The sequence below is a fragment of the Streptomyces mirabilis genome (assembly GCF_018310535.1).
Lineage (GTDB): Bacteria > Actinomycetota > Actinomycetes > Streptomycetales > Streptomycetaceae > Streptomyces.
The window spans coordinates 51,640-78,591 of record NZ_CP074102.1 but is presented as its reverse complement, the minus strand read 5'-3'; the positions used below and the strand labels follow the sequence as shown (position 1 = coordinate 78,591).

General features: G+C 70.8%; 22 protein-coding genes. 10 read left to right on the top strand and 12 right to left on the bottom strand.

What is annotated here, in order from left to right:
* Window positions 1-59: 59 nt before the first annotated feature.
* Window positions 60-2,438 carry an MMPL family transporter gene (locus SMIR_RS00310; RefSeq protein ID WP_212726287.1) on the bottom strand — a complete coding sequence of 793 codons (2,379 nt, stop codon included), beginning with the start codon at window positions 2,436-2,438 and terminating at the stop codon, window positions 60-62.
* A gap of 101 nt (window positions 2,439-2,539) precedes the next feature.
* On the opposite strand from SMIR_RS00310, the gene SMIR_RS00305 reads away from it, so the two are divergent.
* The 4 genes from SMIR_RS00305 (at window position 2,540) to SMIR_RS44225 (ending at window position 5,562) form a co-directional block, all read left to right on the top strand.
* Window positions 2,540-3,175 carry a TetR/AcrR family transcriptional regulator gene (locus tag SMIR_RS00305; RefSeq protein ID WP_168498376.1) on the top strand — a complete coding sequence of 212 codons (636 nt, stop codon included), beginning with the start codon at window positions 2,540-2,542 and terminating at the stop codon, window positions 3,173-3,175.
* Between the two features lie 527 nt (window positions 3,176-3,702).
* Window positions 3,703-4,383 (top strand): toll/interleukin-1 receptor domain-containing protein, encoded by a 681-nt coding sequence (locus SMIR_RS00300; RefSeq protein WP_168498377.1) that lies wholly within the window; start codon window positions 3,703-3,705, stop codon window positions 4,381-4,383.
* Between the two features lie 252 nt (window positions 4,384-4,635).
* Entirely contained in the window at window positions 4,636-5,301 is a 666-nt protein-coding gene (locus SMIR_RS44750) for an ATP-binding protein (RefSeq protein ID WP_422664382.1), read from the top strand.
* A gap of 135 nt (window positions 5,302-5,436) precedes the next feature.
* Window positions 5,437-5,562, top strand: coding sequence for a hypothetical protein (locus SMIR_RS44225; RefSeq protein WP_282190339.1), 126 nt, complete (start codon window positions 5,437-5,439; stop codon window positions 5,560-5,562).
* Here the strand turns inward: SMIR_RS44225 and SMIR_RS00295 are convergent, their stop codons facing one another.
* On the bottom strand, window positions 5,563-9,312 hold the full coding sequence (locus tag SMIR_RS00295) for a HEAT repeat domain-containing protein (RefSeq protein WP_168498379.1): 3,750 nt from the start codon (window positions 9,310-9,312) through the stop codon (window positions 5,563-5,565). It lies immediately after the preceding gene.
* Window positions 9,313-9,528: 216 nt separating this feature from the next.
* Between SMIR_RS00295 and SMIR_RS00290 the strand changes: the two genes are divergently transcribed.
* Window positions 9,529-9,846 (top strand): hypothetical protein, encoded by a 318-nt coding sequence (locus tag SMIR_RS00290; RefSeq protein WP_168498381.1) that lies wholly within the window; start codon window positions 9,529-9,531, stop codon window positions 9,844-9,846.
* A gap of 147 nt (window positions 9,847-9,993) precedes the next feature.
* Window positions 9,994-11,010 (top strand): isocitrate/isopropylmalate dehydrogenase family protein, encoded by a 1,017-nt coding sequence (locus tag SMIR_RS00285; protein ID WP_249938596.1) that lies wholly within the window; start codon window positions 9,994-9,996, stop codon window positions 11,008-11,010.
* A gap of 30 nt (window positions 11,011-11,040) precedes the next feature.
* On the opposite strand, the gene SMIR_RS00280 is transcribed toward SMIR_RS00285, so the two are convergent.
* From SMIR_RS00280 to SMIR_RS00255, 6 genes are read right to left on the bottom strand one after another with little or no spacing between them, the layout of a single operon-like run.
* Window positions 11,041-11,367 (bottom strand): antibiotic biosynthesis monooxygenase family protein, encoded by a 327-nt coding sequence (locus SMIR_RS00280; RefSeq protein ID WP_168498385.1) that lies wholly within the window; start codon window positions 11,365-11,367, stop codon window positions 11,041-11,043.
* A 45-nt stretch (window positions 11,368-11,412) separates the two neighbouring features.
* Window positions 11,413-12,753 (bottom strand): FAD-dependent oxidoreductase, encoded by a 1,341-nt coding sequence (locus SMIR_RS00275; RefSeq protein WP_212726285.1) that lies wholly within the window; start codon window positions 12,751-12,753, stop codon window positions 11,413-11,415.
* Window positions 12,750-14,516: a non-ribosomal peptide synthetase gene (locus SMIR_RS00270; RefSeq protein WP_212726284.1), complete on the bottom strand. Its 1,767-nt coding sequence runs from the start codon at window positions 14,514-14,516 to the stop codon at window positions 12,750-12,752. Before SMIR_RS00270 ends, SMIR_RS00275 begins: the two co-directional genes overlap by 4 nt.
* Window positions 14,513-15,589, bottom strand: a complete 1,077-nt coding sequence (locus SMIR_RS00265) for an LLM class flavin-dependent oxidoreductase (protein WP_212726283.1) — start codon at window positions 15,587-15,589, stop codon at window positions 14,513-14,515. Before SMIR_RS00265 ends, SMIR_RS00270 begins: the two co-directional genes overlap by 4 nt.
* Window positions 15,590-15,596: 7 nt before the next feature.
* Window positions 15,597-16,196 carry a flavin reductase family protein gene (locus tag SMIR_RS00260; RefSeq protein ID WP_168498393.1) on the bottom strand — a complete coding sequence of 200 codons (600 nt, stop codon included), beginning with the start codon at window positions 16,194-16,196 and terminating at the stop codon, window positions 15,597-15,599.
* Window positions 16,197-16,238: 42 nt separating this feature from the next.
* A complete protein-coding gene (locus SMIR_RS00255; RefSeq protein WP_212726282.1) occupies window positions 16,239-17,813 on the bottom strand; it encodes a tryptophan halogenase family protein in 1,575 nt (524 codons plus the stop codon).
* A gap of 242 nt (window positions 17,814-18,055) precedes the next feature.
* Between SMIR_RS00255 and SMIR_RS00250 the strand changes: the two genes are divergently transcribed.
* On the top strand, window positions 18,056-18,262 hold the full coding sequence (locus SMIR_RS00250) for an MbtH family protein (protein ID WP_212726281.1): 207 nt from the start codon (window positions 18,056-18,058) through the stop codon (window positions 18,260-18,262).
* 17 nt (window positions 18,263-18,279) lie between these two features.
* Here SMIR_RS00250 and SMIR_RS00245 read toward each other — a convergent pair whose 3' ends face one another.
* Both SMIR_RS00245 and SMIR_RS00240 read right to left on the bottom strand, forming a co-directional pair.
* Complete coding sequence (locus SMIR_RS00245) at window positions 18,280-18,993, bottom strand: tryptophan 2,3-dioxygenase family protein (protein WP_248003298.1); 714 nt, start codon at window positions 18,991-18,993, stop codon at window positions 18,280-18,282.
* A 12-nt stretch (window positions 18,994-19,005) separates the two neighbouring features.
* Window positions 19,006-19,740 (bottom strand): thioesterase II family protein, encoded by a 735-nt coding sequence (locus SMIR_RS00240; RefSeq protein WP_168498401.1) that lies wholly within the window; start codon window positions 19,738-19,740, stop codon window positions 19,006-19,008.
* Between the two features lie 218 nt (window positions 19,741-19,958).
* Between SMIR_RS00240 and SMIR_RS00235 the strand changes: the two genes are divergently transcribed.
* Window positions 19,959-21,179 (top strand): cytochrome P450, encoded by a 1,221-nt coding sequence (locus SMIR_RS00235; RefSeq protein ID WP_168498403.1) that lies wholly within the window; start codon window positions 19,959-19,961, stop codon window positions 21,177-21,179.
* Window positions 21,180-21,253: 74 nt separating this feature from the next.
* The gene (locus SMIR_RS00230; RefSeq protein WP_168498405.1) at window positions 21,254-22,555 is read left to right on the top strand and encodes a cation:proton antiporter; all 1,302 of its coding nucleotides are present in this window, start codon (window positions 21,254-21,256) and stop codon (window positions 22,553-22,555) included.
* Here SMIR_RS00230 and SMIR_RS00225 read toward each other — a convergent pair.
* Entirely contained in the window at window positions 22,509-23,351 is an 843-nt protein-coding gene (locus SMIR_RS00225; RefSeq protein WP_168498407.1) for a glutamate racemase, read from the bottom strand. The two genes, SMIR_RS00230 and SMIR_RS00225, sit on opposite strands and share 47 nt — an antisense overlap.
* A gap of 249 nt (window positions 23,352-23,600) precedes the next feature.
* Between SMIR_RS00225 and SMIR_RS00220 the strand changes: the two genes are divergently transcribed.
* Window positions 23,601-24,830, top strand: coding sequence for an IS701 family transposase (locus SMIR_RS00220; RefSeq protein WP_422664501.1), 1,230 nt, complete (start codon window positions 23,601-23,603; stop codon window positions 24,828-24,830).
* A 47-nt stretch (window positions 24,831-24,877) separates the two neighbouring features.
* On the opposite strand, the gene SMIR_RS00215 is transcribed toward SMIR_RS00220, so the two are convergent.
* A complete protein-coding gene (locus SMIR_RS00215; protein WP_249938595.1) occupies window positions 24,878-26,788 on the bottom strand; it encodes a helix-turn-helix domain-containing protein in 1,911 nt (636 codons plus the stop codon).
* Window positions 26,789-26,952: the final 164 nt, after the last annotated feature.

Below are 26,952 nucleotides of genomic sequence, written 5' to 3'. Positions count from 1 at the left end.
TCGGCCGACGCTCCGTCCCGCCGGATCACCGGATCCGGCGGGGCGGAGGTGAGGTGTCGTCAGTCGGCCGTCGACGGGGTGGCCGACGCCCTCGCGCCTTCGGCGTCGCCCGCCCCGGTACGGGGTAGGGGCGCGGATTCCGGTAGGGCCGCGGCGTGCGCGTGGTCGAGCCGGTCGCCCTCGATGTCGAGGTCGGGAAGGCGGCGCTCCAGCCACTTCGGCAGCCACCAGGCCGCATGCCGGGTCAGTGCCAGGGCGGCCGGGACGAAGGTCATCCGGATGACGAACGCGTCGAGCAGGACACCGGCGGCGAGTGCGAAGGCGATCTGTTTGAGCATCGTGCTGTCGGAGGTGAGGAAGGCGGCGAAGACCGAGGTCATGATCAGGGCCGCGGCCGTCACGACGCGCCCGCTGTGGCGCGCGCCGCTGTGCACCGCGCCCAGCGGATTCCCGGTGCGGAGGTAGGACTCCCGCATCCTCGAGACGAGGAAGACCTCGTAGTCCATCGCGAGGCCGAACAGCACGGCCAGCAGGATGATCGGCAGGAAGCTGCTGACCGGTCCGGTGGTGTCCACACCGATCAGCTTGCCGAGATGGCCCAGTTGGAAGACGCCGACCGCCGCGCCGAGGGTCGCCGCGATCGAGAGCAGGAAGCCCGCTGCGGCCTTGAGGGGCACTACCAGCGAGCGGAAGACCAGGAGCAGCAGGAGCAGCGACAGCCCGATCACAACAGCGGCGAAGGGGATCAGCGCCGAGTTCAACTTCGCGGCGACGTCGACGCTCACGGCCGTGCTGCCGGTGACCTGGACGGTGGCGCCGGTGTTCCGCAGGATCGCGGCCCGGTCGTCGCGGATGGTGTTCACCAGGGTCTTGGTCGCCGGGTCGCTGGGCGCGCTGTGCGGTATCACCTGGATGAGCGCGGTGTGCGTGGCCGGGTTGGCCACGGGCTTGCCGACGGTGGCCACGTCGGGCAGCGCGCCGATGGTGGCGGCGACCCGCTGGGCGGCCGTGGTGGGGTCGGAACTGTGGCTGGTGTCGGCCAACACGAGGAGCGGGCCGTTGAAACCGGGCCCGAGCTTCTCGCCGACCGTGTCGAAGGCGATGCGCTGTGAGGAGGAGCTGGGCGCGGTGCCGTTGTCGGGCAGGGCGAGGCGCATGTCGTGGGCGGGCCAGGCCAGCGCGCCGACGGAGGCCACCACCGCGACCAGGGTCAACAGGGGACGGCGGGTGACCAGCCGGAACCAGCGCTCGGCGGCGTTGGCGGCCGAGCCCATGACGCGCTCGCCGGTACGGCTCACGACGTTCTCGCCAGTACCGCTCACGACGTTCTCCCCGGAACCGCTCACGACGTTCGCGCCGGTGGCGTCGAGGGCGTTCTCGCCCGCACCGCCGACGGCTCGCTCGCGGCGCATCGCGCGGGAGCCCGGCCTGGGCGTCAGGCGCGCACTGGCGAAGCCGAGGATCGCGGGCAGCAGTGTGGTCGCGACCAGTACGGCGATCAGCACCGCACCGGCTGCCGCCAGTCCCATGGCCGTCAGATAGGGGATGCCGACCACGGTGAGACCGGTCATCGCGATGACCACGGTCAGCCCGGCGAACACCACGGCACTGCCCGCCGTGCCCACCGCCAGCGCGGCCGACTCCTCCGGTTCCATGCCGTGGGCGAGGTGGAACCGGTGACGGCTGACGATGAACAGGGCGTAGTCGATGCCGACCGCGAGCCCGATCATCAGGGCCAGGCTCTGCGCGGTCGAGGAGATCGAGACGGTCCCGGTGAGCGACAGCGCGCCGAAGATGGCCGTGGCGACGCCGAAGAGCGCCGTGACGACGGGGATTCCGGCGGTCAGCAGGGAGCCGAAGGTCAGAGTGAGGATGACCAGGGCGACGCCGATGCCGATGATGTCGCTGCCGTGGGACTCCGACGGGGCGTTGCCGAACGCGGAGCCGCCGACGTCGACCCGCATGCCCTGCTGGTTCGCCCCGGCCACGGCGGACTTGAGCGCGTCCAGCGCGTTCGGCTCCAACGCGCTCTGCGGGACCTCGTAGCGCACCTGTGCGACGGCGGTGGTGCCGTCGGCGGAGATGGTGTGAGCGTCGAACGGGCTCACCACCTTGGCGACTTGGGGCGAGGACCCGGCCGCGTCCAGAGCGGCCCGGATACGGGTGCTGTCGGCCGGGTCGGTCACCTTCCGGCTGTCCGTCGCGGTGAACACGATCTGCGCGCTCGTGCCGGAGAAGGTGGGGAAGTCGGTCTTCATCCGGTCCAGGGCCCGCTGGGACTCGGAGCCGGGGATCGAGAAGGTGTTGTCGAGCTTGCCGGTGCCACCGAAGGCCGTCATGCAGACCACGGCGGCCGCGACCAGCGCCAACCACAGGGCCAGCATGCGTCGTCGGCGGCGGAAGGCGAGGCGCCCGAGGCGGTGAAGGAAGGCGGGCATGGCGCTCCATGGTGAGAAAGCGGTCCCAAAAACTGGCAGTCCTGCCACAATAACAAAGTGGCAGGACTGCCAAGTTTTCGTGGGGCTGGGATACTCGGGGTGTGGAGAGCGCGACAGAACCGGGACGCAGGGAACAGAACAAGCGGCGCACGCATGAGGCGCTGATCCACGCGGCGGCGCGGCTGTTCCAGGAAAACGGCTACGAGGCGACGACCGTGCGGGACATCGCCGCCGCCGCGGGCGTCGGGGAGCGGACCTTCTTCCGCTACTTCCCGTCCAAGGAGAGCCTGATCCTGCAGCACGTCCGGGACTTCATCCCGTTGTTGGAGGAGGCGATCAGGGCCCGCCCGCAGGGCGAATCTCCCCTCGCGGCCCTGCGCAACGCCGTCCTGGAGCTCGCCGCTCGCGATGACTGGGCCGCCGGGATCCTCCTCGCCGGACCGCAGCCCCTGTCGACCGCTCCGTCCGGGCGCGGCGAACGCTTCCTCCTGTTCGACCTGGAGGAAGCCGTCGCATCGGCGTTCCTGGACCGCATGACGGTGGACGGTGCCGACCCGGCCGCGCCGGAGAGCGTGCTGCGGGCGTCCGTCCTGGCCCGCGCGGGAGTGGGCGTGCTGCGTGCCCTGCGGCTCACCTACGCCCGCCTGCCGGAGGCGGCGCGCGACGAGATCGGCGTCCTCGACTTCGCCCACGCGGCCTTCGAGACGCTGACGGATGCGGAGGGGCGCACCTTGTAGGGGGCGACGCCGGCGGCTCGGCCCCTTTCACGAGCGAAGAGGCAGGGTTGATGCCTCCGCCTGGGCAGCGCTGCTGTGTCGTGGGCTGTTCAGTGGCGGGAAGGGCGAGCGATCACGAGGTCTGGCTGAAGTGCGCGACGATCGTGTGGTGCGCGGCGACCGTCACCTGCGTGCCGGGTTCGTAGGGGCCACACTCGCTCACCTCACGGAAATCTTGCAAGATCCCACGGTGGGAGTGCTGAGCCGTGCGGCGGCATTTTTGATGTTCGCGTCGCCGGGCGCCTGCCCGTTGAGCGTGTTCTGCGTGTTGGAGTACAACCTTTCGAGCACGACCGGCGGCGCGCCGGAAAGACAGCCGTCGGCCGGAGTGAGTCGGGGACCCGACCTCCAGGATGGGTCTGAGCGCAAGTCGCCGCACCTCTACTATGGAGACGTCTTCGTGCGGGTCCGAGGTGACTCACCGTGCCGTCAACTCCGCACATGACAGCACGGTCAGCCGCGGGCGGTGCAACGACTAGGACTCCAAGGTGACACGTACAACAGAGGGCGGAGAGACCGGCAGCGTCTCGCCCGATGGCCCTCGGGTCTTCATCTCCTACGCGCACGAGGCCGACGACGGTGCTCACGCGGACCGGGTACGTGCGCTGTGGATCCTGCTGCGACGCCATGGCATCGACGCACGGTTGGACCGGCCGGCCGCGGAGCGGCCCCAGGACTGGGCCGCGTGGATGCAGCGGGAGTTCGAGGCGGCCGACTACGTACTGACGATTGCCTCACCCGCCTACAAGCGACGGGCGGAAGGGGCGGAGGCCCCCGGAGTCGGAGAGGGCGTGGCCTGGGAGGCGCGGCTGATCAAGGACATGGTCTATCGCAACCCCACCGACTGGTACGAGCGGATCCTGCGTGTGGTGCTCCCCGGAGGCAGCCGGGAGGACCTGCCGGCGTTTCTCGGCGGTCACACCGTCACCCACTACACCGTCGACCCGATCGACCTCGCGGGCGCCGAGAAACTGCTGCGCTATCTCACCGACCAGCCCTACGAGACGGAGCCCGCACTCGGTTCCCTCCCGCAGTTGCCGCCCCGGGACGCGCAGACCGCGCCTTCCGAGACCGAACGCGCACCCGTCCGACACACCTTCAACGGACCGGCAGCTGTGCAGATCGGTGACCACAATCACCAGACCAACACTTTCAATTCCTCGCTGTAGCCCGGCATGACCCGCGGCACCGATGAGGCCGGCGGTGCGGACATCCCGGCGCCGGGCGACACGTACACAGGCCCTACGGCGGTACAGCTCGGCGACCACAACCAGCAGACCAACTAATTCGATCAGCGCAGCTACCACAGCGACCCACGATCGCCCTCGGCCACGTTCGACGACTTCGAGCAGCAGCTCAGGCTTCGAACGCCGTACGAACTCCGCGTCCGCCGAGACGGAGGGAGGATCGAGCGGGCATCCGTGGACCGAGCGGCCGCTCTGCGGGACTTGGCCGCGGCGATGACCCGGGCCGCATCGACCGGCGGTGGGCTGGTGGTGCACGGCGAGCCGAGCGTGGGGAAGTCCGTGCTGTGTCTGCAGGTTGTGGACCAGCTCCGGGAGACCGGTGCCGCAGTCGTGGTGGTCGACCTGCGCGACTGCAGGCCGCCGCTGCCGATCCTGGAGTCCGTGGTCGGCGTACCGCTGTCTCAGCCGTTCGCCCACGTGCCGATGACCGCCGTGCGCCTGCTCGTGCTCGACGGAGCGGAAGTGGTGCAAGAAGGTGACCGCGACAGGTTCCTGGCGCCGGCCGACGCCGCCCGCCGCGCGGGTCTTGGGGTGGTCACCGTCGCCCGCGACGACGCGGTGGCGGCGGTCGAGGAGGCGTTCGGCATGCTGTCGGGCGTTAGCCCTCGCCTACTACGTCGTTCTGCCGGGGAACCGCCCCCGAGGGGGCATGCCGTCGACAGGAGACGGCGTCCGAGAGCACCGGTTCGGTCACGGGATCGGAGTGCCGCGGGCTGCCCGGTACTACGGACCGTTCTGGGCTCTGCCGTGTACCCGGCCGGCCTTGGGTCTGTCCGTCATCAACACGTTGCTGGACCATGCGACGACCGTGCGGTACGAAAAGCTCAGCGTGCTTCCTGACCTGGGCACGTCGCCACCGGAATCCATGCGGATCGACATGGACCTCCTGTGCCTCGGACCACAGGTCTACGAGGGCGACGCACATGTCTACGCCTGGTATCGGGCTGGCCCGCCGCGTCGGGTCTCGCGTACCTGGTGGAGCAGTGGATTCCCCGGGCCGTCGGCCTCCGGGGCGCCGTCGACGCTCTGATTGTCATCATGGACGCCCTGGCCGCCGCGGGCAGCAGCGCCGCACAGGAACTGCGGCAAGAGGAAGAGTGATCACCTCTCCTTCCCCTGCGGCCGGTGCGGCAGGACGTGTCGGTCCCGGGGGTCGGCCGGCGAGGTGTGAGAGGAGAGCTCCTGCGCGGCTTCGTGGCGGACCTCCGCGTCCAGCCCGGGGTCGTCGGCGAGGCGGCGCAGGAGCTCCGGACCGCTTGGATCACCGGATCGCGTGAGGCGGCGGACCGCCACGAAGCGGGAGAGGCCGTCGAGCGTGGGGTCGTCGGCCATGATGCGCAGCAACGCCGGAAGCCGTGGGTCCTCGTGGCGGGCGAGCTCCCTGGCCGCCGACCGTCGGGTGAAGGATCCGACACCGGTGTCGCAAGCGAGTTCGTGGAGCAGGTCAGGCCCGCGAGGATCACGCAGATGTGCCAGGTCCTGAGCCGCTTCGAAACGGTACTCGTCGTCGAGGGCGGTGTCCCGGGCCAGGCGGCACAGAAGGTCGGGGCCGCGGGGATCGCCTCGGTCGGTCAGGTTGTAGGCCGCGGCGGCGCGGTCCCTCGGGCGGGCATCGGCGTCGAGGGCGAGGGCGATGAACAGTTCGGGAGCCTCAGGAGCATCGCGAAGCGCCAGGGCGCGCACGGCCGAGTACCGGAGCCCGGAATCCAGGTCGGAGGAGGAAGCCAGGTCGCACAGGAGGGCGTGGGCGCGCGGCCGACGGGTACGGCCCAGCCAGGTGATGGCCGCTTCCCTCGTCGCGGGACGCAACGCCGATGCCGCGGCCAGCGCGTGCAGTTGATCCGGGGCCCGGGCGTCACCCCGGTCCATGAGCGCCTGGGCGGCCAGACTTCGGGCGGACTCATCCACGTCGGTGTCCGCCGCGACGGTGAACAGCATGTCCGGTACGGAGTCCTCATGGCGCTTCGCCAGTCCAGCGATCGCCCGGGATCGCAAGGGGCTGTAGAGGCTTTCCCGCGTCGCCAGGTCCCGGAGGATGCCCGGCACACGCGCGTCGGTGTGCTCGCTGAGCCGCAGCAGGGCGAACGCCCGCACCTGCCTCTCCAGCGAGTTGTCGAGCACGAGTGAGTGCAGTACGTCAGTCCCACGAGGGTCGCCCAAGTCGGCCAGTTCGTAGGCCGCCTCGGTGCGGACGGAGACATGGAGGGTGGTGTCGACCGCGAGTGTGTGGAGGGCGTCGGCCGCATGCGAGTCCCCGAGGTCGGCCAGCTGATGGACGGAGAAGCGACGGTCGAGATAGCTGCGCCTCCTGTCCCGGGCCAGGTTGTGAAAGACCTCCGGAGCGATCGGGCTGCCCAGCGCGGCCAGAGCCGAGGCGGCCCTGGCCCTCGATCCCTCGTCCCCCAGGGTTCCGGGCGCGCGCCCCGGCTTCGCCAGCGCGAGCGAGCGCAGCAGTTCCCGGGCCCGGGGATCTCCGGTACGTCCGAGATCCCAGGCCGCTCTGACGCGAGCGTGACCGTCGAGACCGGGGTCGCAGGCCAGGGAGTAGAGCACGTCCGGCAGGTCGGGATGCCCGAGTGCCGACAGTTCCCATGTGGCCCATCGACGGAAATCCTCCCCCAGGGCTGAGTCGCGGGCCAGCTCGAGGAGGAGCCCGGCAGTGCGAGGATCGTCGCCGGGGGCCACACGCCGGGCGGCCCACTGCCGCGTGGAGAAGTTCACCCGACGGTCTCGCGCCAGCGCGTACAGCACGTCGGGCAGCCTGTGGTCCTGGAGTGCCTCCAACTCCATTGCCGCCGACACCCGATACATGGCATCGGCGGAAGCGCCGGCCGCGATGGCGTAGTGGGCGTCGGCGACGCGAAGATCGTGAAGAGCTGCCAGCCGCTCCGCCGCGACGGCCCGGTCCGCGGCGTCGGCGTGCGCGCTGAGGGCGAGGACGTACAGCACGTCGGGAAGCCGCGGGTCGTCGAGGGCGGCCAGATGGCCGGCCGCCCACAGTCGGTGGGCGGAGTACTGGGCGTCGCTGACAGCCAGGTCGTGGAGCATCTCGCGCACCTGCGGATCACCGAGTTCCAGCAGTTCCGCGATGGCGGCGACCAGTGCGGTCCCGTTCAGCGCACCGGACTGGACGAGGCCGTGAAGGACTGTCTGGACATCGGGGCCGGAGAGCCGGGTCAGCGCCACGACGGCCTGCGTCCGGTCCCTCTCGGCCTTTCTCCTGTTCCGGGCGGCGGCGGCCAATCCGTCGGCCGTGGCATCGAGCACGTGGTCCGGCAGGTCCGTGCCGAGGCCGGCGAGTTCCGCGAGGAAGAGGCACCCGTCGAGCCCGCCGCGACGCGCCAGACGGCGCAGCTTCGGCATTGCCTTGCGCCTGGCCTTCGGCGAGGCGGTGTCGATGAGGAAGCCGACATAGGAGGGATCGTCACTGCGCCACCGCGCCAGGATCCGTCGCAGGGGAGGTTCTCCGGGGCCTCGCGTGGTGTGCCGGGCGGCGCAGTACTCCATCAGCGTCTGATGGGCGAAGAGGTGGTCACCGGCGTGGAAGGTCAGAAACCCGCTGTGGCGCAGAGCGGTGGCCAGGAACCCCTGCCATTCGTCCGGGGGCACAGGGTAGGGCGGGGGTTCGGCATCCGGGTGCATCGCCACGATCTCGACCGCGCCGAGTTGGCTCCCGCCACGCCGCTCTGCCGCCAAGTGCTCGATGAGATCCGGCAGATGGCCGAGCGTGTGCTCGGCCCGCGCTACGGCGGCCTCGCCGTAACGCTGGAACCCGGCGCAGATCTCGCGAGGGTTGCCCGGCTCGGCAGGGCTGTACTGCCGCTTGTGCAGCAGCCGGGCGAACTCCGCATAGATCGCTCCGCGCACCGCGGGCAAGGGCTTCGCAGGTGTCGCCGTGTGGAGCTGGCACAGCAAGGAAGCCATGAGGGGGATGCGCGCCAGTCCTGCCAGATGTGACCGGTCCAGATCCGTGACGAACAGGTGCGCCTGCCCGGACGGGTCGTTCAGCCCATAGGCGGAGAACCAGCGACGGGCGACCTCCTCCAGCTCGGTGAGCTGGAAGCGCTCCAGTTCGTAGCGGGGGACGTCCGGGCCCAGCAGATCCAGCTCGCCGTCCGGCAGAGGGCGGGTGGCGACGACGAAGCGGTACTGCGGATTCTTCTGGTTGCGTTCGATCGCCAGCAACTGACGGAGAACGTTCCGGCGCCTGGTGGGATCGGCTATCTCGTCCAGTTCGTCGACCAGGACGAGCCAGTAGGAGCCTGGTCTCGGCGGGACCCCGAAAAGGTCTGGCGGCAACGTCCGCACCAGGCCCTTCAGTTCAAGCCGTACCGCGATGGAGAGTGCCTTCGAGAGCGATCGGCCCTCCAGCGCCGCAGCGGGGACGAGCACCGGTACGGGGCCGTCCTCGGCGCCCTTGAGCTGCCGGTCCACGCCGATCGCCAGAAGGGTGCGCAACAGGCTGGACTTTCCGCCGCCGGCCCCGGCGAGCACCGCGCACGTCTGGCCGCTCGTCAGGATCCGTTCGACCGCCTCGGGTTCCATCGGGAGCCCGTCGTCCGTCAGGCTGCCGAGGCGCTGGTGGACGTAGACGGCGTCCAGCGACGGCCCCTGCCCGGGCAGCACCGCGGGATAAGGGTGCTCCTTCGAGGCGTCGGCGGCGGCCACGAGGTACTCGGCCAACCAGCTCTCGTGGGAGTCGTCGGGGCGGCCGCCGAAGTGGTTGATCTGAGTGTTTCCGGTGCCCTGCACGACTGCCGCAGGACCGAAGAACGTGGTGCCGGCCGGCTCGGAGCGCGCGCCACCGCCGGGTTCTTCGAGGGGGCCGTCCTCCCCTTCGGCCTCTTCCATGCGTCGATGCCGTCGCCTCACCGGTTGCACGATCGGTTGGAGTTGAGTACCCCTCCACGGTACTCGCAGGACATCGCACTCACGAGTCCGTCCACCGCCGTTCTCGCGCCGCCGCATACTCATCCGGAACCACTCGGGCAAGTACCAGGTCGTGGCGACCGAGAACCGCGGGGTCCAGATCGGGGACGGCAACTCCATGACCCTGAACATCGGCGAGTGAGCCCAGTGGATGGCCGGACCGGTGGGGTACACGGCAACGTCGGCGTCCAGATCGGTGATCACAACACCCTCAACATCACCGTGGCGGAACGCGGGGCCGGCCATGTCGTGGTGGGCAGCCCACCGATCGCGCCGTCTCGCCTGTACGGCCGTGACGCGGAGTGCCGGCTGCTCCAACAGCACCTGTCCGCGGGCCGACACGGTGAGATCGATGCCCGTGGCGCGCTGGACGCGTTCACAGTGGAGAGACTCCGCAGGTTGAAGCACGAGCACGAGGACAGAATCCGGCACGTGACGGGCCTGGGGCGGAGCTGAAAGATCGGCGCAAGGTCCGGCACACCGGGGTCCCGCGCTGGCTAGCGTGCAGGGACGGCCGTGGCGGGCGCTCACGGAGCAGGGCGGCGTCCCCCTGCCGGTCAACCGGGCCGGCGCCATCTTTTGCGGAGGTCACCCTTGAAGGTTGTGACGGTCCTGCCGGGCGACGGCATCGGTCCCGAGGTCGTCGAAGCCACCTTGAGCACGCTGGAGGCGCTGGACGCCCCGCTCTCCTTCGACGTGCTGGATCATGTGAACGCGTCCGCGTACCGGCGGAGCGGGCACGCGCTGACGGACGGGGACCTCGCACGGATCACCTCGGGCTCCGCGGTGCTGCTCGGTGCCTTCGGCGATCCTGCGCTGGAGGACACCGACTATGTGCGCAGTGTCCTGCTCAGACTCCGCCTGGAGTTCGACCTGTACGCCAACTACCGCCCCGCCAGACTGTGGCAGGATCGGCTCAGCCCCCTGCGCGACCCCTCGAAGCGGGCCGTCGACTGTGTGATCGTCCGCGAGAACACCGAGGGGCTGTACAGCGGCGTCGGCGGGGCCCTTCGCGCGGCGACCCCGTGGGAGACGACGGTCGACGCCGACATCAGCACGTACCACGGTGTCTCGCGCATCATCGACTTCGCCTTCTCGGTGGCCGCGGAGAAGGTCTGCATGGTCGACAAGGCCAACGCGGTCCGCTCGGGCGGCGGCCTGTGGCAGCGCTGCTGGCGGGAGGCCGCCGAACGCCACCCGGACAAGCGCGCCTTGCACCTGTACGTGGACGCCGCCGCGATGAAACTCGTCACGGACCCCACCGAGTTCGAGGTCGTCGTGACGAACAACTCCTACGGTGACATCCTCAGCGACCTCACGGCCGCCCTGGCGGGCGGTCTCGGTCTGGCCGCCTCGGCGAGTCTCAACCCGGAGACCGGCTTCGGCCTGTACGAGCCGGTCCACGGAACGGCCCCGGACATCGCGGGGAAGGGCATCGCCAACCCGCTGGCGACCGTCCTGACCGCGGCGCTGCTCTACGAGCGGCTGGAGCTGACCGCTGAGGCCGACGCCCTGCGCCGGGCCGTCACGGCCGCGATCGCCAAGGGACGCGTCACCCCGGACCTGGGCGGGGACCTGTCCACCCGGGAGGCGGCCGCGGCGGTCCGCGCCGAGCTGTGAGGACACAGGACAGGGGTACGCCGCCGCCCGTCACTCCGAGGGGTAGGCGGCCTCGTCCTCGCTGGAGCTCGTGCGCATGACTTCCGCGACGCTCAGCTCGTAGAACGAGTACCAGTGCTCCTTGCCGCGCCGTTGCGCGTCCTGGTGCTCGGTGTCGTTGCGCCACTTCTCCAGGGACTCCGCCGAGCGCCACCAGACGAGAGCGAGGCGTTCGCCGTCCTCGGACTGGTAGTTCTTCAGATGGACCAAGTCGTCGCCCGCGAGTTCGCGGACCTTCTGGGCGAGATGCCGTTCCGTGGTGTCGTACGAGCCGTCCACGTCGTCTGAGAAGCGGGACCTGAACACGACGAGAATCACTTGGACCTCCAAGGCGGGAGCCGGGTTCTGAGAGGGCGGGGGTGGTCAGACGAGCAGCCGGTGGCGGCGCAGCTGGTCGTCGGTGAGGTCGCGCACGGCCGTGCCGTGGCTGCGCGTCAGGGCGTGGGCGACACGGCGCAGGGTCTGTTCGTCGTCCCAGGCGGAGGCGTAGCTCTGCTCGGAGAAGGCGCAGCGCTCGTACAGCGGCACGAAGCGGCCCGGGAAGAGGTCCTGCAGGCGCCGAATCACCGCCGACTCCAGCTCGGTCTCCGACTGTCCGGGCAGGCGGGACATCGTCCGGTAGTGCTCGTGGGAGATGTCGGCGATGGAGTCCCCGTCGGCCCGGCGGACGTCCTGGTAGCGGGCCAGGGCCGCACCCCAGTCGCCCGTCTCGTCCAGCAGCCGTACGAGGGTGCGGGCGTCCTCGAAGCCGCAGTTCATGCCCTGCCCCATGAACGGGGCCATGGCGTGGCAGGCGTCACCGAGCAGGGCGGTGCTCTCACCGTGGACCCAGGTGTCGCACCGTACGAGCGAGACGGTCGAGACCGGCTTGGCGGCCAGTTGGTCGCGCAGGTCCGGGATGTGGGCGGTGAGCTTCGGGAAGAGGTCGTGGAACTGCCGGGCGCGGTCCTCAGGGGAGGACGCCGCGGCGAAGGAGGGTGCGGGCCCTTCGCGGCGCAGGAACACGGACCCGGCGAAGAGGTCCGCGGACAGCATCGGAAAGGCACCGAACAGGGCGTCACCGGCCGGCCAGTAGTGCATGATCTCCGGGTCGCAGCCGGGCAGCGGCAGGTTGATCTCCTGGTAGGCCAGTTCCAGGGTGCCGACCCGCTCATGTGCCCCGCGGCGCACCATCGCCGCGCGCACGGCCGAACGGGCGCCGTCGCATCCCAGCAGCCGTGCGCAGGAGAGCCGGTGGGTGCCCGAGTCGTCGCCGACCGTCACCCCGGGGTCGTCCAGGTCGATGGCGTGGACACGTTGCCCGAAGTGCAGCTCCACCCCGGGCGTGGCCGCCGCGGCGTCCAGCAGCAGATGCTGAAGCCGTCGGCGTTCCACCGCCCAGATGGGCGAGCCGTCCCTGCTGTAGGGGGTGAAGTCCGTGCTGCCGTCAGGGAGGTGACCCATGCGTCCCTTGAGGGGAAGGCACAGGCCGCGCACCCGCTCAGCCAGTCCGAGGTCCTCCATGACCCGCCAGCCGCGGGCGGACAGGATGACGGTGAGCGAGCGGTCCGCCCGGGTGGAGGTGCCGCGCGGGTCGGGACGCTGTTCGAGGACGGTGACCGGGCCGTGCCGCCGCGCCAGGTACATGGCCGCGACCGGTCCGACGAGGCCCGCCCCGACCATGACGATTTCCCGGCTCTGCGAGGCTGCGACGCGCGGTGTCATGGCATCAGCTCACGCAGAACACCGGCCAGCTCGGCGAGGGAGGCCGACTCGAACACCGCACGCAGGGGCAGCCGGACGCCGAGTTCCTTGTCGACCGTGCTGACGAGCCGGGCGACCACCAGCGAGTTCGCGCCGATCTCGAAAAGGTTGTCCGAGGGGTCCACCGACGGCAGCCCGAGCAGGGCGCCGACCTCGGCGCACAGCACCTCCTCGGCGGACGCGTCCGCGTCGAGGGAGCGGCGGGGCACGGGCGGGGTGCCGCCCGGACGGCCCAGCGCCTGCCGGTCGATCTTCCCGTTGGGAAGGGTCGGCAGGCTGTCCAGGACGGTCACGCGAGCCGGCACCATCCACTCGGGAAGCGCGTCGGCCGCGGCCGAGCGGAGGTCGCGCGGGGTCACGGTGGTGCCCGGCCGGACGGTCGCGTACGCCACCACCCGGGCGTCCGCGAGTTGGCCCTCCACCACCGCGACGGCCAGATCCACCGCGGGGTGCCGGCCGAGGCACGCCTCCACCTCGCCCAGTTCGATCCGGAAACCCCGTACCTTCACCTGGTCGTCGGCGCGGCCGGTGAAGGAGAAGCTGCCGTCCTTCTCCCGTCTGCCGCGGTCGCCGGAACGGTACATGCGGCTTCCCGGCGGCCCGAAGGGGTTGGGCACGAACGTCGCGGCGGTCAGGCCCGGCCGGTTCAGATAGCCGCGGGCCAGACCGCTGCCGGCGAGGTACAGCTCGCCCTCCTTGCCGTCGGGGACGGGGCGCAGCCGCTCGTCGAGCACGTAGACCGCGCCGCCGGTCCAGGGCTGCCCGATGCCGAACCGGTCCGCGTCGGTGAGGGGCCCGGCGATGGTCGCGCCCACGGTCACCTCGGTGGGGCCGTAGCCGTTGAACATGCGCCGGCCCGGACTCCACTTGCGCACCAGCGCGGGCGTGCAGGCGTCTCCGGTGGACATGATGGTCCCGCCGAGCAGGACGCCCTCGCTGTCGGTGAGACTGAGCGCGACGGGCGGCAGCACCGCGTGCGTGATGTCGTGCTTGAGCAGGGTCTCCCGCAGCGGCCGGCCCGGCAGGACGTCGTCGGCGTCGGCCATGACCAGGGTGGCCCCGGACAGCAGGGCCAGGGCGATGTCCCAGAAGGCCGCGTCGAAACTGACCGATGCCCACTGCAGGACGCGTTCGCCCGGGGCGACGCCGAAGCGGGCGGCCTGGGTGACGGCGAGATCCGCGACCCCCTCGTGGGTCACGGCCACGCCTTTCGGCAGGCCGGAGGAGCCGGAGGTGTAGATCACGTACATCAGGTGGTGCGGCCGCAGCGGGCTCCTCAGGTCGCCCTCGCCGAGACCGGCGGGGGAGCGGCGGGACAGCTCCCGCGCCGTGTCGGGGCTGTCGAGGACGACCTCCGGCAGCCCCGTGTCCGGCAGCCCCACCGCGGAGGTGCGCAGGAGCAGCATCGGCCGGGCGTCCGACACCATGTGGGCCAGCCGGTCCCGCGGGTAGTCGGGATCGAGCGGCAGATACGCCCCGCCCGCCTTGAGGACGGCCAGCACGGCCACGACGAGTTCGATCGAGCGGGGTACCGCGAGGGCCACCAGCGTGTCCGGCCCGACGCCCAGGGCGGTCAGCTGCCGGGCCAGGCGGTTGGACTGCTGGTCGAGGAGCCGGTACTCGAGGGCCGTGTCCCGGTGGACGACCGCGGGCGCGTCGGGGTACGCGGCGGCGACGGACGCGAACAGCTCCGGCACGGTCCGCGCGGCCGAGGCCGCGTTCATGACCGCTCCGTCTCGTCGAGGCGGGGACGGACACGCTCGGCGAACAGCCGCAGCGTGCGCTCCATGGCGGCCCGCGGCTGCTGGCCGAAGTCCAGCTGCCACAGCATGACGTCCGGGCGCAGCAGGTCGCGTATCTCCCGGATCTGCTCCGCGGCCGATTCGGGCGCGCCGAACACGGACATGCCGGCGTCCTCGCTGTTGCCCGCCGTGTGCCTGTCGACGAGCGCTTCGCGGTAGCCCTCGTACGAGGTGGAGCCGCGCCCCTGCCAGGAGCGTACTGCGGCGGCGAAGGTGTCCCAGTGCCGGCGCAGGTGCCTCCCGCCCTCGGCGCGTGCCTCCTCGTCGCTGTCGGCGAGGAGGAGGGCGATGCTGATCGCGACCCTCGGGCGCCGGCCGGTGTGGCCGTACGCGGCGAGGAACCGCTCACGGTAGAGCTCGATCAACTCCTTGAGCTGACCGGCCTTCTCGCGGCTGGGCGAGGAGGCGATGAGCAGGTGGTGACCGCGGTCGCCGATCCACTCGAAGCTGGACTTCGTGAACAGGGCCGCGGCCCACACCGGAGGATGGGCCTGCTGGGTGACCGGCGGCTGGGAGGTGACGCCCTTGTAGCGGAAGAAGGGGGTGTCCTCCGAGACCTGGCGGCCGGTCCAGAGCCGTACGACGGCGTCGACGGTGCTGCGGAAGCGCTCGGTGCTGGTGTCCATGTCGACACCGAAGGCGTCGAACTCGTAGGGCAGGAAGGCCCGGGCGAAGCCCACCTCCAGGCGGCCGTGGCTGAGGGCGTCCAACTGCGCTGTGCGGGCCGCAAGTTGGATCGGGTGGTGGAAGGAAGCCTGGATGCCGCCGGTCATCAGCCGCACCCGGCTGGTCTGCGCCGCCACGGCGGACAGGAACGCCAGCGGGTCCGCGCAGTAGCCGCCGTACGGGTCCATGTAGTGCTCGGTCATCTTGATGTACTCGAACCCCAGCTGGTCAGCCAGCCGGGACGCCGCCAACAGGTTGTCGTAGTAGTCGCGGGGGCTGCGGACATCGGAGCCGGTGTCGGGGAGCAGCGAGATTCCGTACTCTGTCATGTCTTCCTCAGTCGGTTCGTCGGGTCTGGCGTATCGCGCTCCCGGCGGGAGCGCCGCTGCCGCCCTCGTCGAGCGACCAGTAGTCGCGCAGCGCGTACAGCAGGGGAGCGGGGCCGCCGGTCCGCTCGGTGACGGAGAAGACCTCGGCGAAGACCACCGTGTGATCGGCCACCGTCACCATGCCGGTCACCCGGCAGTCCGCGACCGTGTGGGCGTCGCCCAGGAGATGGGGGCCGCCGTGGGACGGCGCCCGGTACTCCCAGGGCGCCTGGTCGAACCGGTCGGGACGGTCCGAGGCGAACCGCTCGGCGGCGCAACGGGCGTGCCGGTGCAGCAGGTTGACCGCGAACGTGCTGCTCTCGTCGATGGCCGCGAGGGTCCGGCTGGACTGCTGGATGCACACCAGAAGAGTCGGCGGCCGGTCGGAGACGCTCGACAGCGCGGTACAGGTCATGCCCCGCGGCCGGCCGTCGGCAGCCATGGCGGTCACCACGGCGACACCGGCCGGGAAGTGCGCCATCAGCGACCGGAAGCTGGGGGCCGGCACGGGCGGCCGGTGCGCCACGGGACCGGCCGTCCGTGGGGCGAGGGGAGGGAGCGAGGTCATGCGTCACACCTTTCTGGGGCGGTGACCGTCGGTGCGCCGGTGTCAGGCGGTTGATGCCGGCCGTCCCGTCGAGGTGTTCTGCTGGTGCGCGAGATAGGCGTACTGACTGGGCAGCCGCTGTGCGAGAGCCTGGGCCTGGTCCCGTATCAACGCGAACTCCCGGCGTGCCGCGGTGTCGTCCATGCGGGACAGCGCGGCGGGCGGCCGGACGGGCAGGCCGTCGAGGCCGAGGAGCATGGCGGTGTACGAGTAGGGCTCAAAGCCGTGGAAGCGGGGAAAGACGGACTCGGCGTCGGGGAGCCGGTGGCTCCAGGCCTCGATGCGCTCGGCCAGGCCGTCGGGCAGTGGCCGCTTCTTGGCGTCACGCCAGTACGCGTTGTCGTCGCGCGCGGCCGCGTGGTAGTGCAGCACCAGGAACTCGCGCACGCCGTCCATGACCGCCGTGACCTGCCGGTTGTAGGTACGGCGCCGGTGCTCGTCGTCGCGCCCGCCGGGGAAGTGCTTGACCAGCTGCTCGACGGCGTTGTGGATGAAGAAGATTCCCGTCGACTCCAGAGGTTCGACGAAACCGCTGGAGAGGCCGATGGCCACGCAGTTGCGCACCCACGACTGCGCGCAGCGGCCGATGCGCATCTTGATGTGGTTGGCGGTCAGACCGTCGGCGGCGGGCCCGACGAACTCCCGCAGCGTGCGTTCGGCTTCCTCCGGTGTGCAGTAGTCGCCAGCGTAGACGTAACCCGTGCCGATGCGGCCGAAGAGGGGGATCGTCCAGATCCAGCCTGCGTCCTGGGCGGTGGCCGTCGTACAGGGCCGCATGCCCGCCTTCTCGCCGTTCACCGGTACGCGCAGGGCGACGGCGCTGTCGTTGGGCAGGCTCTTCCGGAACGACTCGAAGGGCACGCCGAGGGCCTTGTTGATGAGCATGCCCCGGAAGCCGGTGCAGTCGATGAACAAGTCGCCCGTCAGCGCCCCGTGTTCGCGGGTGACGACGTGGGAGATGTCACCGTGGTCGTCGAGGGCCACGTCGAGGACGTCGTCGAGCACGTGCCGAACCCCGCGCTCGGTGCCGAAGCGGGTGAGGAACCGGGCGAGGAGGGCAGCGTCGAAGTGGTAGGCGTACGGGAACTGCGTCTCCCGGCCGTCCTCGGCCGCCTCGGCGGGCTCGTCCGCCGCGCCGAAGCCGGACGTGAACATCGCACCGTCCAGGTACCGGGGGGAACTCTTCGCCTCGCACAACGCGGCGAGCAGGGAGGTGTCACGGTCGAACTGCCCGCCGGGGCGCGTGTGCAGCCACCAGTCGGCCAGCGAGAACCCCTGGACGTTCCTGGGGCGTTCGAAGGGGTGGTAGAAGTGATGCCCTTCGGCCCGCCAGTTCTCGAACCGGATGGCGAGTTTGTAGGAGGCGTGGCACTCCGGCATCCATTCGTGTTCGGCCAGGCCGAGATAGGAGAAGAAGTGCCGGACCGTGCTGAACGTGGCTTCTCCGACCCCGATCGTGGGCACGTTCTTCGATTCAACCAGAGTGATACTGACATCGTCCCCGAAGGTCGCCCTCAGATAGGTGGCGGTCATCCAGCCCGCTGTGCCGCCTCCGACGATCACGACATTGTTCGCCATCTCATCTCCTCATTTCCGTCGCCCACGTCACCAGATCAACCCACAAGGCCTGCCGACACATTGGCAAAGCCCTGCGGATGTCGGCCGGATCCAAAAAGATCTGCGAAAGATCGGCGCACCCCGCGGACGCGGAGCGGTGTCCCGGGCGGGAATCTTGCACGGGTCTTTCCGGCCGATTGCGGAGGGAAGGCGAGATGGCGCAGGGTGGGGCATCATCGAGACCGTCCCGTGGGAGTCAATCAATGGGCACAAATCCCTTCGACGACGAACGCCACCAATTCCGGGTCGTGGTGAACGACCAGGGACGGCACGCCATCTGGCCCGACGTGCGCGACATTCCGCGCGGCTGGCGAAGTGTGACGGCGCCCGGCGACCGCCAGGCCTGTCTGGACTACATCGGGGAGTCCTGGACGGATCCGCGGCCGGCCGAACCGACTACCCCCGACTGATCCGCACGACCGGGCGATCACGGGCCGGCAGGCGCGAGGGTCTCGTGCAACTGACCGCGCACCCGGCGCAGTTCGGCGAACGGCATGATGATGCGACTCAGGAGATGGTCCGCACCGGTCGTTCCGCCGGAACCGTTCTGACCCGCCATCATCTTGGCAACCAGACCCAGATGGGCCACCTTCCAGCGCCAGTACCCGTTTCCGATGTCGAGGAGTTCCTCGGCGATCCGATGCAGCGCCCCGGCGGTGACCCCCTGGTGGCAGATCCCGAGGACCGACGTGCCCCGGCTCAGGGCCGCCGCCGTGAAGGCGCGGTACAGCGTGCCGTCGTCCGATTCGTTCTCCACCAGCCGAGCCAGCAGCGAGAACTGCCGCGACTGCGCGCCGCTCGCGCTGCCGAGATGGGGCCGGAACTGTGCGAAGTGCCGCACGGGCAGCCGTTCGAGTACGACGACCTGGTCGTGCAGGACGCGCAACAACACACCGGCCCGCTGCAGCAGTTCGGTACTCTCCTCCAGGTCCTGGTGTCCGCCGGCGGGGGACAGCCGGTCCACCGCGGCCGCGAGGTCGCTCAGCAGCTGCTTGAGCCACAGCTCGCTGGACTGGTGCGCGACGATGAAGAATTGCTCGGACAGCGCCACCGACCGGTCGGCGGTGTCCGGTGTCCGGGTGCGCTGGAGCGAGAGCAGCGTCTCCGTGTGAAGATAGCTGTCATACGTCAGGGCGGTCATCAGCGGCTCCATCTACGGGGCGTTGAGAAGGTCGTCGACAAGGGCCTGCGACTCGGCTAACGCATGGAAGTGCCCGCCTTCGCGCCGGTGCGTCGAGAACGGCCCCGTGCTCACGTCCGCCCATCGGGCGAGACGGGACGCGTCCACCAAGGGATCGCCGATGCCGTGATAGCAGCGGACCGGGCAGGAGAGGGCCGCCCCGTCCCGCGTCGGTACGTAGTTCTCGTTCAGCGCGATGTCATCGCGGAGCACCTCCAGGACGAGGGCCGCCAGCTCACCGTCCGCGGCGAGCTCCGCCTCGACTCCGCCGAGGCTCCGTACGGCCGCCCAGAGTGCGTCGTCCGAGGCGAGATGAGCGTCTCCGCCTCCCGCGCAGGCAGGAGGAAGGGAACTCGACACCGCCACGAGCTCCGGCTCCCTTCCCGTCTCCCGCATTCTGACGGCGGTTTCGTAGGCGACCAGTGCACCGAGGCTCTGCCCGAACAGCACTGTCGGTATGTCCTCCGACAGCAGTTCCCGGGCGACCTCGCCGCCCATTTCCTGTATGGACGCGGCCGGTGCTGCACCGAATCGGTCCGCACGGCCCGGGTACTGGACGGCCAGCAGCTGTGTGCCGCGGCGCATTTGGCGGGCCCAGGGGGCGAAACTCGTCGCTGATCCCCCTGAATGCGGAAAGCAGATCAGCCGCAGCTCCGGAAGTCGGTCGCCGCCCAGGAAACGGAGCCAGGTGTCTCGTGGCTTCTGCACGGTGTTCTCACCCTTCTCGCAGTGACATCGCGGAGCCTTCCACGGGAGCGTGGGGTCACCAACCGATCTGTCGTCTCTCCGTCATGACCCGTCCTTTGTGAAAGACATCGGCAATGTCTCGCCGTCGCGCAGTTGAGCGTCTGCCACTCTTCCGTCGGCAGCGAACACCGACTGCCTATTTCCCCAAGTCCCGTGCTGCTGCCGGAAGGAGTCCGGTCATGGCCCCGTGCGCATCCAGTGCCGCCGCACTCTCGCTCGACCTCACCGACGCCGAGACCTTCGTGGACCACGACCCGCACGCGTACTTCCGCGAGGTTCGCCGCAGCCGGCCCGTGTACTGGCACGAGGCGCCCGGACCGCACTCCGGGTTCTGGGTTGTCGCCGGGTACGAGGACGTCGTCGCGGCCTACAGCGATGCGGACGCGTTGAGGTCCGCTCGCGGTACCGTGCTGGACGTCCTGCTCGCGGGAGACGACTCGGCGGGCGGGAAGATGCTCGCCGTCACCGACGGCCCCCGCCATCGGGCCGTGCGGTCCGTGATGTGGCGCTCCTTCACGCCCCAGGCACTGGAGGCGGTCGCCCGGCAGGTGCGGTTGCGCGCCCAGCGCCTGGTGCGTGAGGTGACCGGAGCCGGGGCGTTCGACTTCGCCGCCGAGGTGGCGGAGCACATCCCCATGAACACCATCTGCGACCTGCTCGCCGTTCCCGAGGTCGATCGCGGCCGATTGCTGGGGTGGAACAAGAAGACCCTGTCGGCGGAGGCGGCCGACGCCGACCCGCTGGATGCCCTCCAGGCTCGCAACGAGATCGTCCTGTACTTCATGGACCTGGCGCGGGAGCGACGGGCCGACCCGGGCGACGACGTGGTGAGTGTGCTCGCCTGCGCGAAGGTCGACGACGAGCCCTTCACGCTGGAGGAAGTCGCCCTGAACTGCTACAGCATCATGCTGGGCGGCGACGAGTCGTCCCGCGTCTCCGCCATCAGCACGGTGCGGGCACTGGCCGAACACCCGCATCAGTGGCGGGCGTTGAAGTCGGGCCAGGTCTCCCTGGACTCGGCGGTGGAGGAAGCCCTGCGCTGGGCCACGCCCGCGATGTACTTCGCCCGCACCGCCCATCACGACCTGGTCCTGGGCGGCCGGCACATCCGCGGGGGAGACATCGTCACCCTGTGGAACATCTCCGCCAACAACGACGAGCGGGTCTTCCTCGAGCCGAGGTCCTTCGACCTGGCCCGCTTCCCCAACAAGCACGTGGCCTTCGGGCACGGCCGACACTTCTGTCTGGGCGCGCACCTCGGCCGCATCGAACTGCGGGCTCTCCTCGAAGCGCTCATGGCGTCCGTCGGTGCGGTGGAGCAGGCCGGCGTGCCGAACAGGCTCCACTCCAGCCTGCTGCACGGCCACAGCAGCCTTCCCGTGGTCTTGCAGGCCGGGTGACCGTGGGCCGAGCGGCCCGCCTGTCTCTCCCCGTACCAGCCCACCCGTTCCGCGACAGAAGGCGGTATCAGTCAGTGCTCACGACGGCGGCATCCCAGGACGCGCGTTCGGCGGTACTGCTCGCGGACATCGCCGTCGTGCTGGTGACGGGCCTGGTGCTCGGCCGGCTGGCGCGGTGGCTGCGCCAGCCCGTCGTCATCGGGGAGATCGTCGCGGGGATCGTGCTCGGGCCCAGCCTGCTGGGCCGACTGCCTGGGAACCCGACCCGGGCCCTCTTCCCCGCCGATGTCCGGCCACTGCTGTCGGCGGTCTCCCAGATCGGGCTGGTCCTGTTCATGTTCGTCGTCGGCTGGGAGTTCGAGAAACAACTCGTCAGGCCGCATGCCGGACTTGCGGTCCAGGTGTCCCTGCTGTCGGTCGCGGTGGCCTTCGGCATGGGGGTCGGCCTCGCTGCCCTGATCCACCCGGCCCATGCGACGGTCGGCGGCCGCGAGATACCGTTCGGCGCCTTCGCTCTCTTCATGGGTACGGCACTGTCGGTCACCGCGTTCCCCGTCCTGGCGCGGATCCTCACGGACCGGAAGCTGATGTCCACCCGTGTGGGATCCCTCGCCCTGGCCTGTGCCGCGGTGGACGACGTCCTCGCCTGGTTCCTGCTCGCCTTCGTGTCGGCCCTGGTGAAAGCCGACGGCGACCACCTGGCGCTGCTGCGCGTCGGGGCCCTCAGCCTCTGCTACGTGGCGGCGATGTTCTTCGCCGTCCGCCCGCTGCTGGCCCGGCTGGTGCGGCGCCCGGCGGCACTCGGAGACCGGCCGGCGCTGCTCACCGTGGTGTGCGCGGGTGTCTTCCTGTCCGCGTGGGTGACGTCGTGGATCGGTCTCCACGCCATCTTCGGCGCCTTCCTCTTCGGCTTCGTCATGCCGCGTGAACCGGAACTCGCCCGGAAGCTGCGCACGCCGGTCGAGCAGATCAGCCGGCTCTTCCTGCCGGTCTTCTTCATCGTGACGGGGCTCGGCGTGGACCTCGGTGCCCTGGGGACGGGCGGATACCTGATGCTGGTGTCGGCCGTGGGGGCCGCCTGCGCGGGCAAGCTGATCGGGACGATGATCCCGGCACGGCTGTCGGGACTGTCCTGGACGGAGGCAAGGGACCTCGGCGTCCTGATGAACACCCGCGGGCTGACGGAACTCGTCGTGCTGAACGCCGGCGTGAGCATGGGTGTCCTCGACGGAACGGTCTTCACCGTGCTGGTGATCACGGCTCTCGTCACGACGGCGATGGCCGGGCCGCTGCTGTCCGCACGCGCGGCCGATCCCCCTGCCGGCCGGTTCAGTTCGCCGGAGTGGTCACCGGCAGCCGGGTCGCGGCGGACATGAGCGCCGCACGCGGCACCCATGTCCCGGAGGCCAGCGCCCGGCCCACCGGGTAGGCGAGGGCCGCCGCCGGGAGCACTCCGGGCCGGCCGCTGAGCTGCACATCGACGGCACCGACGGCCTGCCCGTCCCCCTCGGCCGGCTCCGCCCCCACGGCCCCGTTCAGGCGCCGCAGAGTCTGCCGAGCGACCGCCTCCGCGCTGTCGTACAGGGTGACCCCCGCCGGCAGCCGCTCCAGGATCTGCGGGGCGACGAGAGGGTAGTGGGTGCAGCCCAGGACCACGGAGTCACAGTCGGCGGGCGTGCGCTCGGCGGCGGCCGCGATCGCAGCGGTCGCCGCGTCCTTGTCGCCGTGGTCGATCGCCTCGGCGAGACCCGGGCAGGCGACTCGCGCGACCGGTGTGCCGTTCGCGAAGTCGGCGATGAGCCGCTCCTGATAGGCACTCGCGGTCGTACGGACGGTCGCCCACACCGCGACACTCCGGCCGGCTGCCGCGGCCGGCTTCACCGCAGGGACGGTGCCCACCACCGGCAGGTCGGGCTCGAACTCCCGGCGCAGCAGGTCGATCGCGGTGACGGTCGCCGTGTTGCAGGGCACGACGAGAGCCCGCGCACCTCGCGCGACGGCCGTCCGGGCCGCGGCGAGGAGGCGGTCCGTGACGTACGACGCCGTCCGCGATCCCCAGGGCGCGCCGTCGGGGTCCATAAGCAGCAGCAGATCGAGCCGCGGGGCGAGGTGCCGCAGCCAGCCGGTGGTGGGCACGAGTCCCAGCCCTGAGTCGATCAACGCCACTGTCACGGCGACGAAGCTACCAAACGCCCGGAACCGGGCCGGTGCGGGTGCGCGGGCTGTGTGGTCCCGTCACCTCTCCCCGGTCGCCCGCCCGTGCCCACGGCCCCCGCGCCTTTCGCCCACCCGACCCGGGAGGTGGCCGAGCGACCCTCCCCGGGTGCGTATCCGGTGCCCCGCCGACCTCGTCCGCGCAGTTCAGCGAGGTCAGTCTGGCCAGCGGCACGGCAAACGGAAGGAACCACTGTGAGCGTTCAGATTGAGGCGACCCCGGAAGAGTACGCGCCGTCCGATCCGGGCCGGTGGTCCGGCCCGGGCGGTGGTCCGGCCCGGGCGCGGGAGCAGGCGACGCAGGAGCTGGCCGACGCGCTGTTCGCCTCCTTCCCGCGGCGCGACCAGCGCCGCAAGGGGGAGCTGTACCTGCGCGGACTGCTGTCGGCCGAGGGACGCAAGACGATTCGCAACATCGGTGCCCACGTCGGCGGGGCGGCCATGGAGCAGAGCCTGCACCACTTCATCAGCAGCTCCACCTGGGACTGGATGCCGGTGCGGCGGGCCTTGGCCGGGCACCTTCAGCAGGTCAGCGCCCCGCACGTGTGGGTGGTGCGGCCGATGCCGATACCGAAGGCCGGCGACCGGTCCGTGGGCGTCCACGAGGGCGTGGACCCGGGCACGGACCAGACGTTCCACGGTCAGCGCGCCTTCGGTCTGTGGCACGTGTCCGACACCCTGGACGTGCCGGTCAACTGGCGGCTGTTCCTGCCCGAGCAGTGGCTGCGGGACCGTACGAGGCGGCGTCAGGCCGAGATACCCGACGCGGTCGCGCAGGAGACCTGGGAGCAGTGCGCCGCCGCCACGGTCCTGGAGCCCATGGCCGAGTGGCGGTTGGCTGCCCGGCCGGTCGTGCTGAACGCGCGCGTCGACCGGATCGCGGACACGGTCGGCCGCTTCACCGCGGCGGGCGTCCCGGTGATCGCCCGCGTCGACGGTGCCGGGCGACTGACGGTGCGCGACCCCGCGCTCTCCCGCCACGTCGGCAAGGTGTACGGCGCCCAGCAGATCCTGGCCTCGGCCAAAGGGCTGCGCCGCCGCGTCGAGCGGCCCGGCCCGGCCGGTTCCCCCGCCGCCCGCCGTGCCTCGTGGGCGGTCGCCGTACGGGTCGACACCGCGGGCAGGTTCGCGGGGCTGCGCCTGCCGGGTTCCGGCCGCAGTGGCGGGAGCCTGCTCCTGCTCGGTGAGTGGGAGGACCCGCAGCGCCCGCCTGTGGGGTGCTGGATCACCAACATGGACTCGCTCGCGCCGGGCTCCCTGCTGCGGATCGCGAAACTCGCCGGGCGGGCGGGGCAGGCACAGGCGGGGACCGGGGAGGACGTCGGCCTGAAGGACTTCGAAGGGCGCTCCTTCCGCGGCTGGCACCGGCACATCACCCTGGCCTCCGCCGCTCATGCCGCAACAGCCCTGGCGGAGCTCGCGGTGCCCTGGGTGTGACCCGACGTTCCGCAGGCGTGAGCGGGTCGCGCCTGCCGTGTGCCGGGCTACCGGTGCACCGACCCCTTCACGCGCTGGAGCCGCAACGCCAGCTGGATCTCCAGCGCGTTGGCGGGATCCTGCCAGGAGGAGCCCAGGAGCTCGCCGATCCGGTCCAGGCGGCGCATGACGGTGTTGGTGTGGACGTGCAGCAGCTGGGCGGCCCGGGTCGGGCTGCCGCCCGAGGTGAAGTACGCCTCCAGCGTTCCGACGAGGTCGGTGGAGCGCCGGGCGTCGTAGTCGAGCACGGGGCCGACGGCCGAGGAGACGAAGCCGTCGACGTCGTTCTTGTCGGAGAGCAGCAGCCCGAGGAAGCCCAGGTCCTTCGCCGCCGCGGTGCGGCCCGCACAGCCGAGGGCGGTCAGGGTGTCCAGACATCGCCGCGCCTCTTCGAAGACCTCCTTGACCGAACACAGATCCCGGGTCGGCCCGGCCGCGCCGCCGGTCACGGGTTGCCCGAGTACGGCGGACAGCTCCGCCGCGGCCGAGCGGGCGACGGCGGAGGCGTCCGCGCCCGGCAGGAACAGCACCAGGCACTCACCGCGAACGGTCCGTATCCCCCCGTGCCGATGGGCGTACGAGGAGGCCCAGATGCTCGCCTCGCCCGGCTTTCCGCACTCCGGCCGCAGGACCAGGACGATGTGCTCGCCGTCGGGGTCGATCCTCAGCCGCCGGGCGCGTTCGGACAGCCGGCGCGAGGACTGCGGGGCAGCCGAGAGCAGGTCGTCCAGGTACTCGTCGCGTACGGGTCCCGCAGCGGCCGCCATGCTCTGCCGTTGCAGGACCAGGGCGACGGCCTGGCCGACCGCCCGCAGCAACTGCCGTTCCGTGGACCCGAGTTCGCGGGGCGCCTCAAGAAGCAGGACAGCGGGTTCCGCCAATCCGGCGCCCAGACGCGTGGCCCAGACGCTCCCGGTGACGGCCACGGGCTCGTCGCCGGCGTGCGCCTCCACGAGCGCCCTGACCGTCGTCGCCTCGTTCAGGTCGGGCAACTGCCCGGTGGCGGCCGGAACGCGACCTTGGGCATCGCGTACGCACAGGGTGCCGCCCAGCGCCTCGGCGGCCGTATGCAGGACGTCACCGAGATCGCAGCCGTCGAGCACCATGTCCATGAGCCGGGTCTGTGCCTCGCAGACCGAACTCAGCCGCGTCCGCAGGGACTCGGCACGGGCCGCCTCCCGCTCCGCCTCGGCCGCACGGGCGTCCGCCAGGTCCTGACGCCGGGCCGCCGCGATGGCCGAGGCCGACAGGTTGGCCAGGGCCCGCATCAGGCTGACCTCGTCGGGAGTGAAATGGCGTACGGCCCGCGTGGCGCCGTACAACGCCCCGAGGGTCGTCTTGCCGTGGGTCATCGGGACGGCGAGGATCCCGCGGAGGCCTTCCGAGCGCACGACCTCGTCGATGTCCCGCGCATGCGGGAACCGGTCGTCGGCCAGGTAGTCGGAGGACCAGAAGGGGGCATGCCTGTGCTGGGCCAGCTGGCCCATGCCCATGCCCTTGTCCATGGAGAGGCCGACGCTGAGCGCCGTCGTCTCGCCGTCGGTGTGCTGCACGTACGAACTGCCGTCCGCCTGCTGGAGGCTGGCATACGTCATGTCGAAGTCCAGCAGCAGTCGTGCGCGGCGGGTGACCGCCTTCAGGATGTCGGCGCCACTGTCTGCCATCTCCTGGGCCGCGTCGACCAGCGCCGCGAGGGCGGCTTCCCGTTTCCGCTGTCTGTCCATCGAGGCGCGGACGTCCAGCGCCAGCCGGGTGGCCTGCCGCAGTCCGCTCAGCTGCCGCTCCGTCAGCTTGCTCTGGTGCGTCTCCCGGAGCAGGTCCTCGAAGTGCCAGGGCGGGGCTTCCTGGGCGAGGAGGCGGAGAACGGTCAGCGCGGGAGACTCCGCGCCTGCGTCACCCGAGGTGTCATCCGAATCCACCAAGTGCCCCCCACCACAGGCTTCCGACGAACTTCCCCATTGTACGCGTAGGCGATTCAGCAACTCGGATGCCTACTCTCCGGTAGCCGCGCAGGCCCTGCGTGGCGCGGGGACAGGTGCCCGGGCCACCTCTTCAGCGGCCGAGCGTTGTGGCACGAGCACCT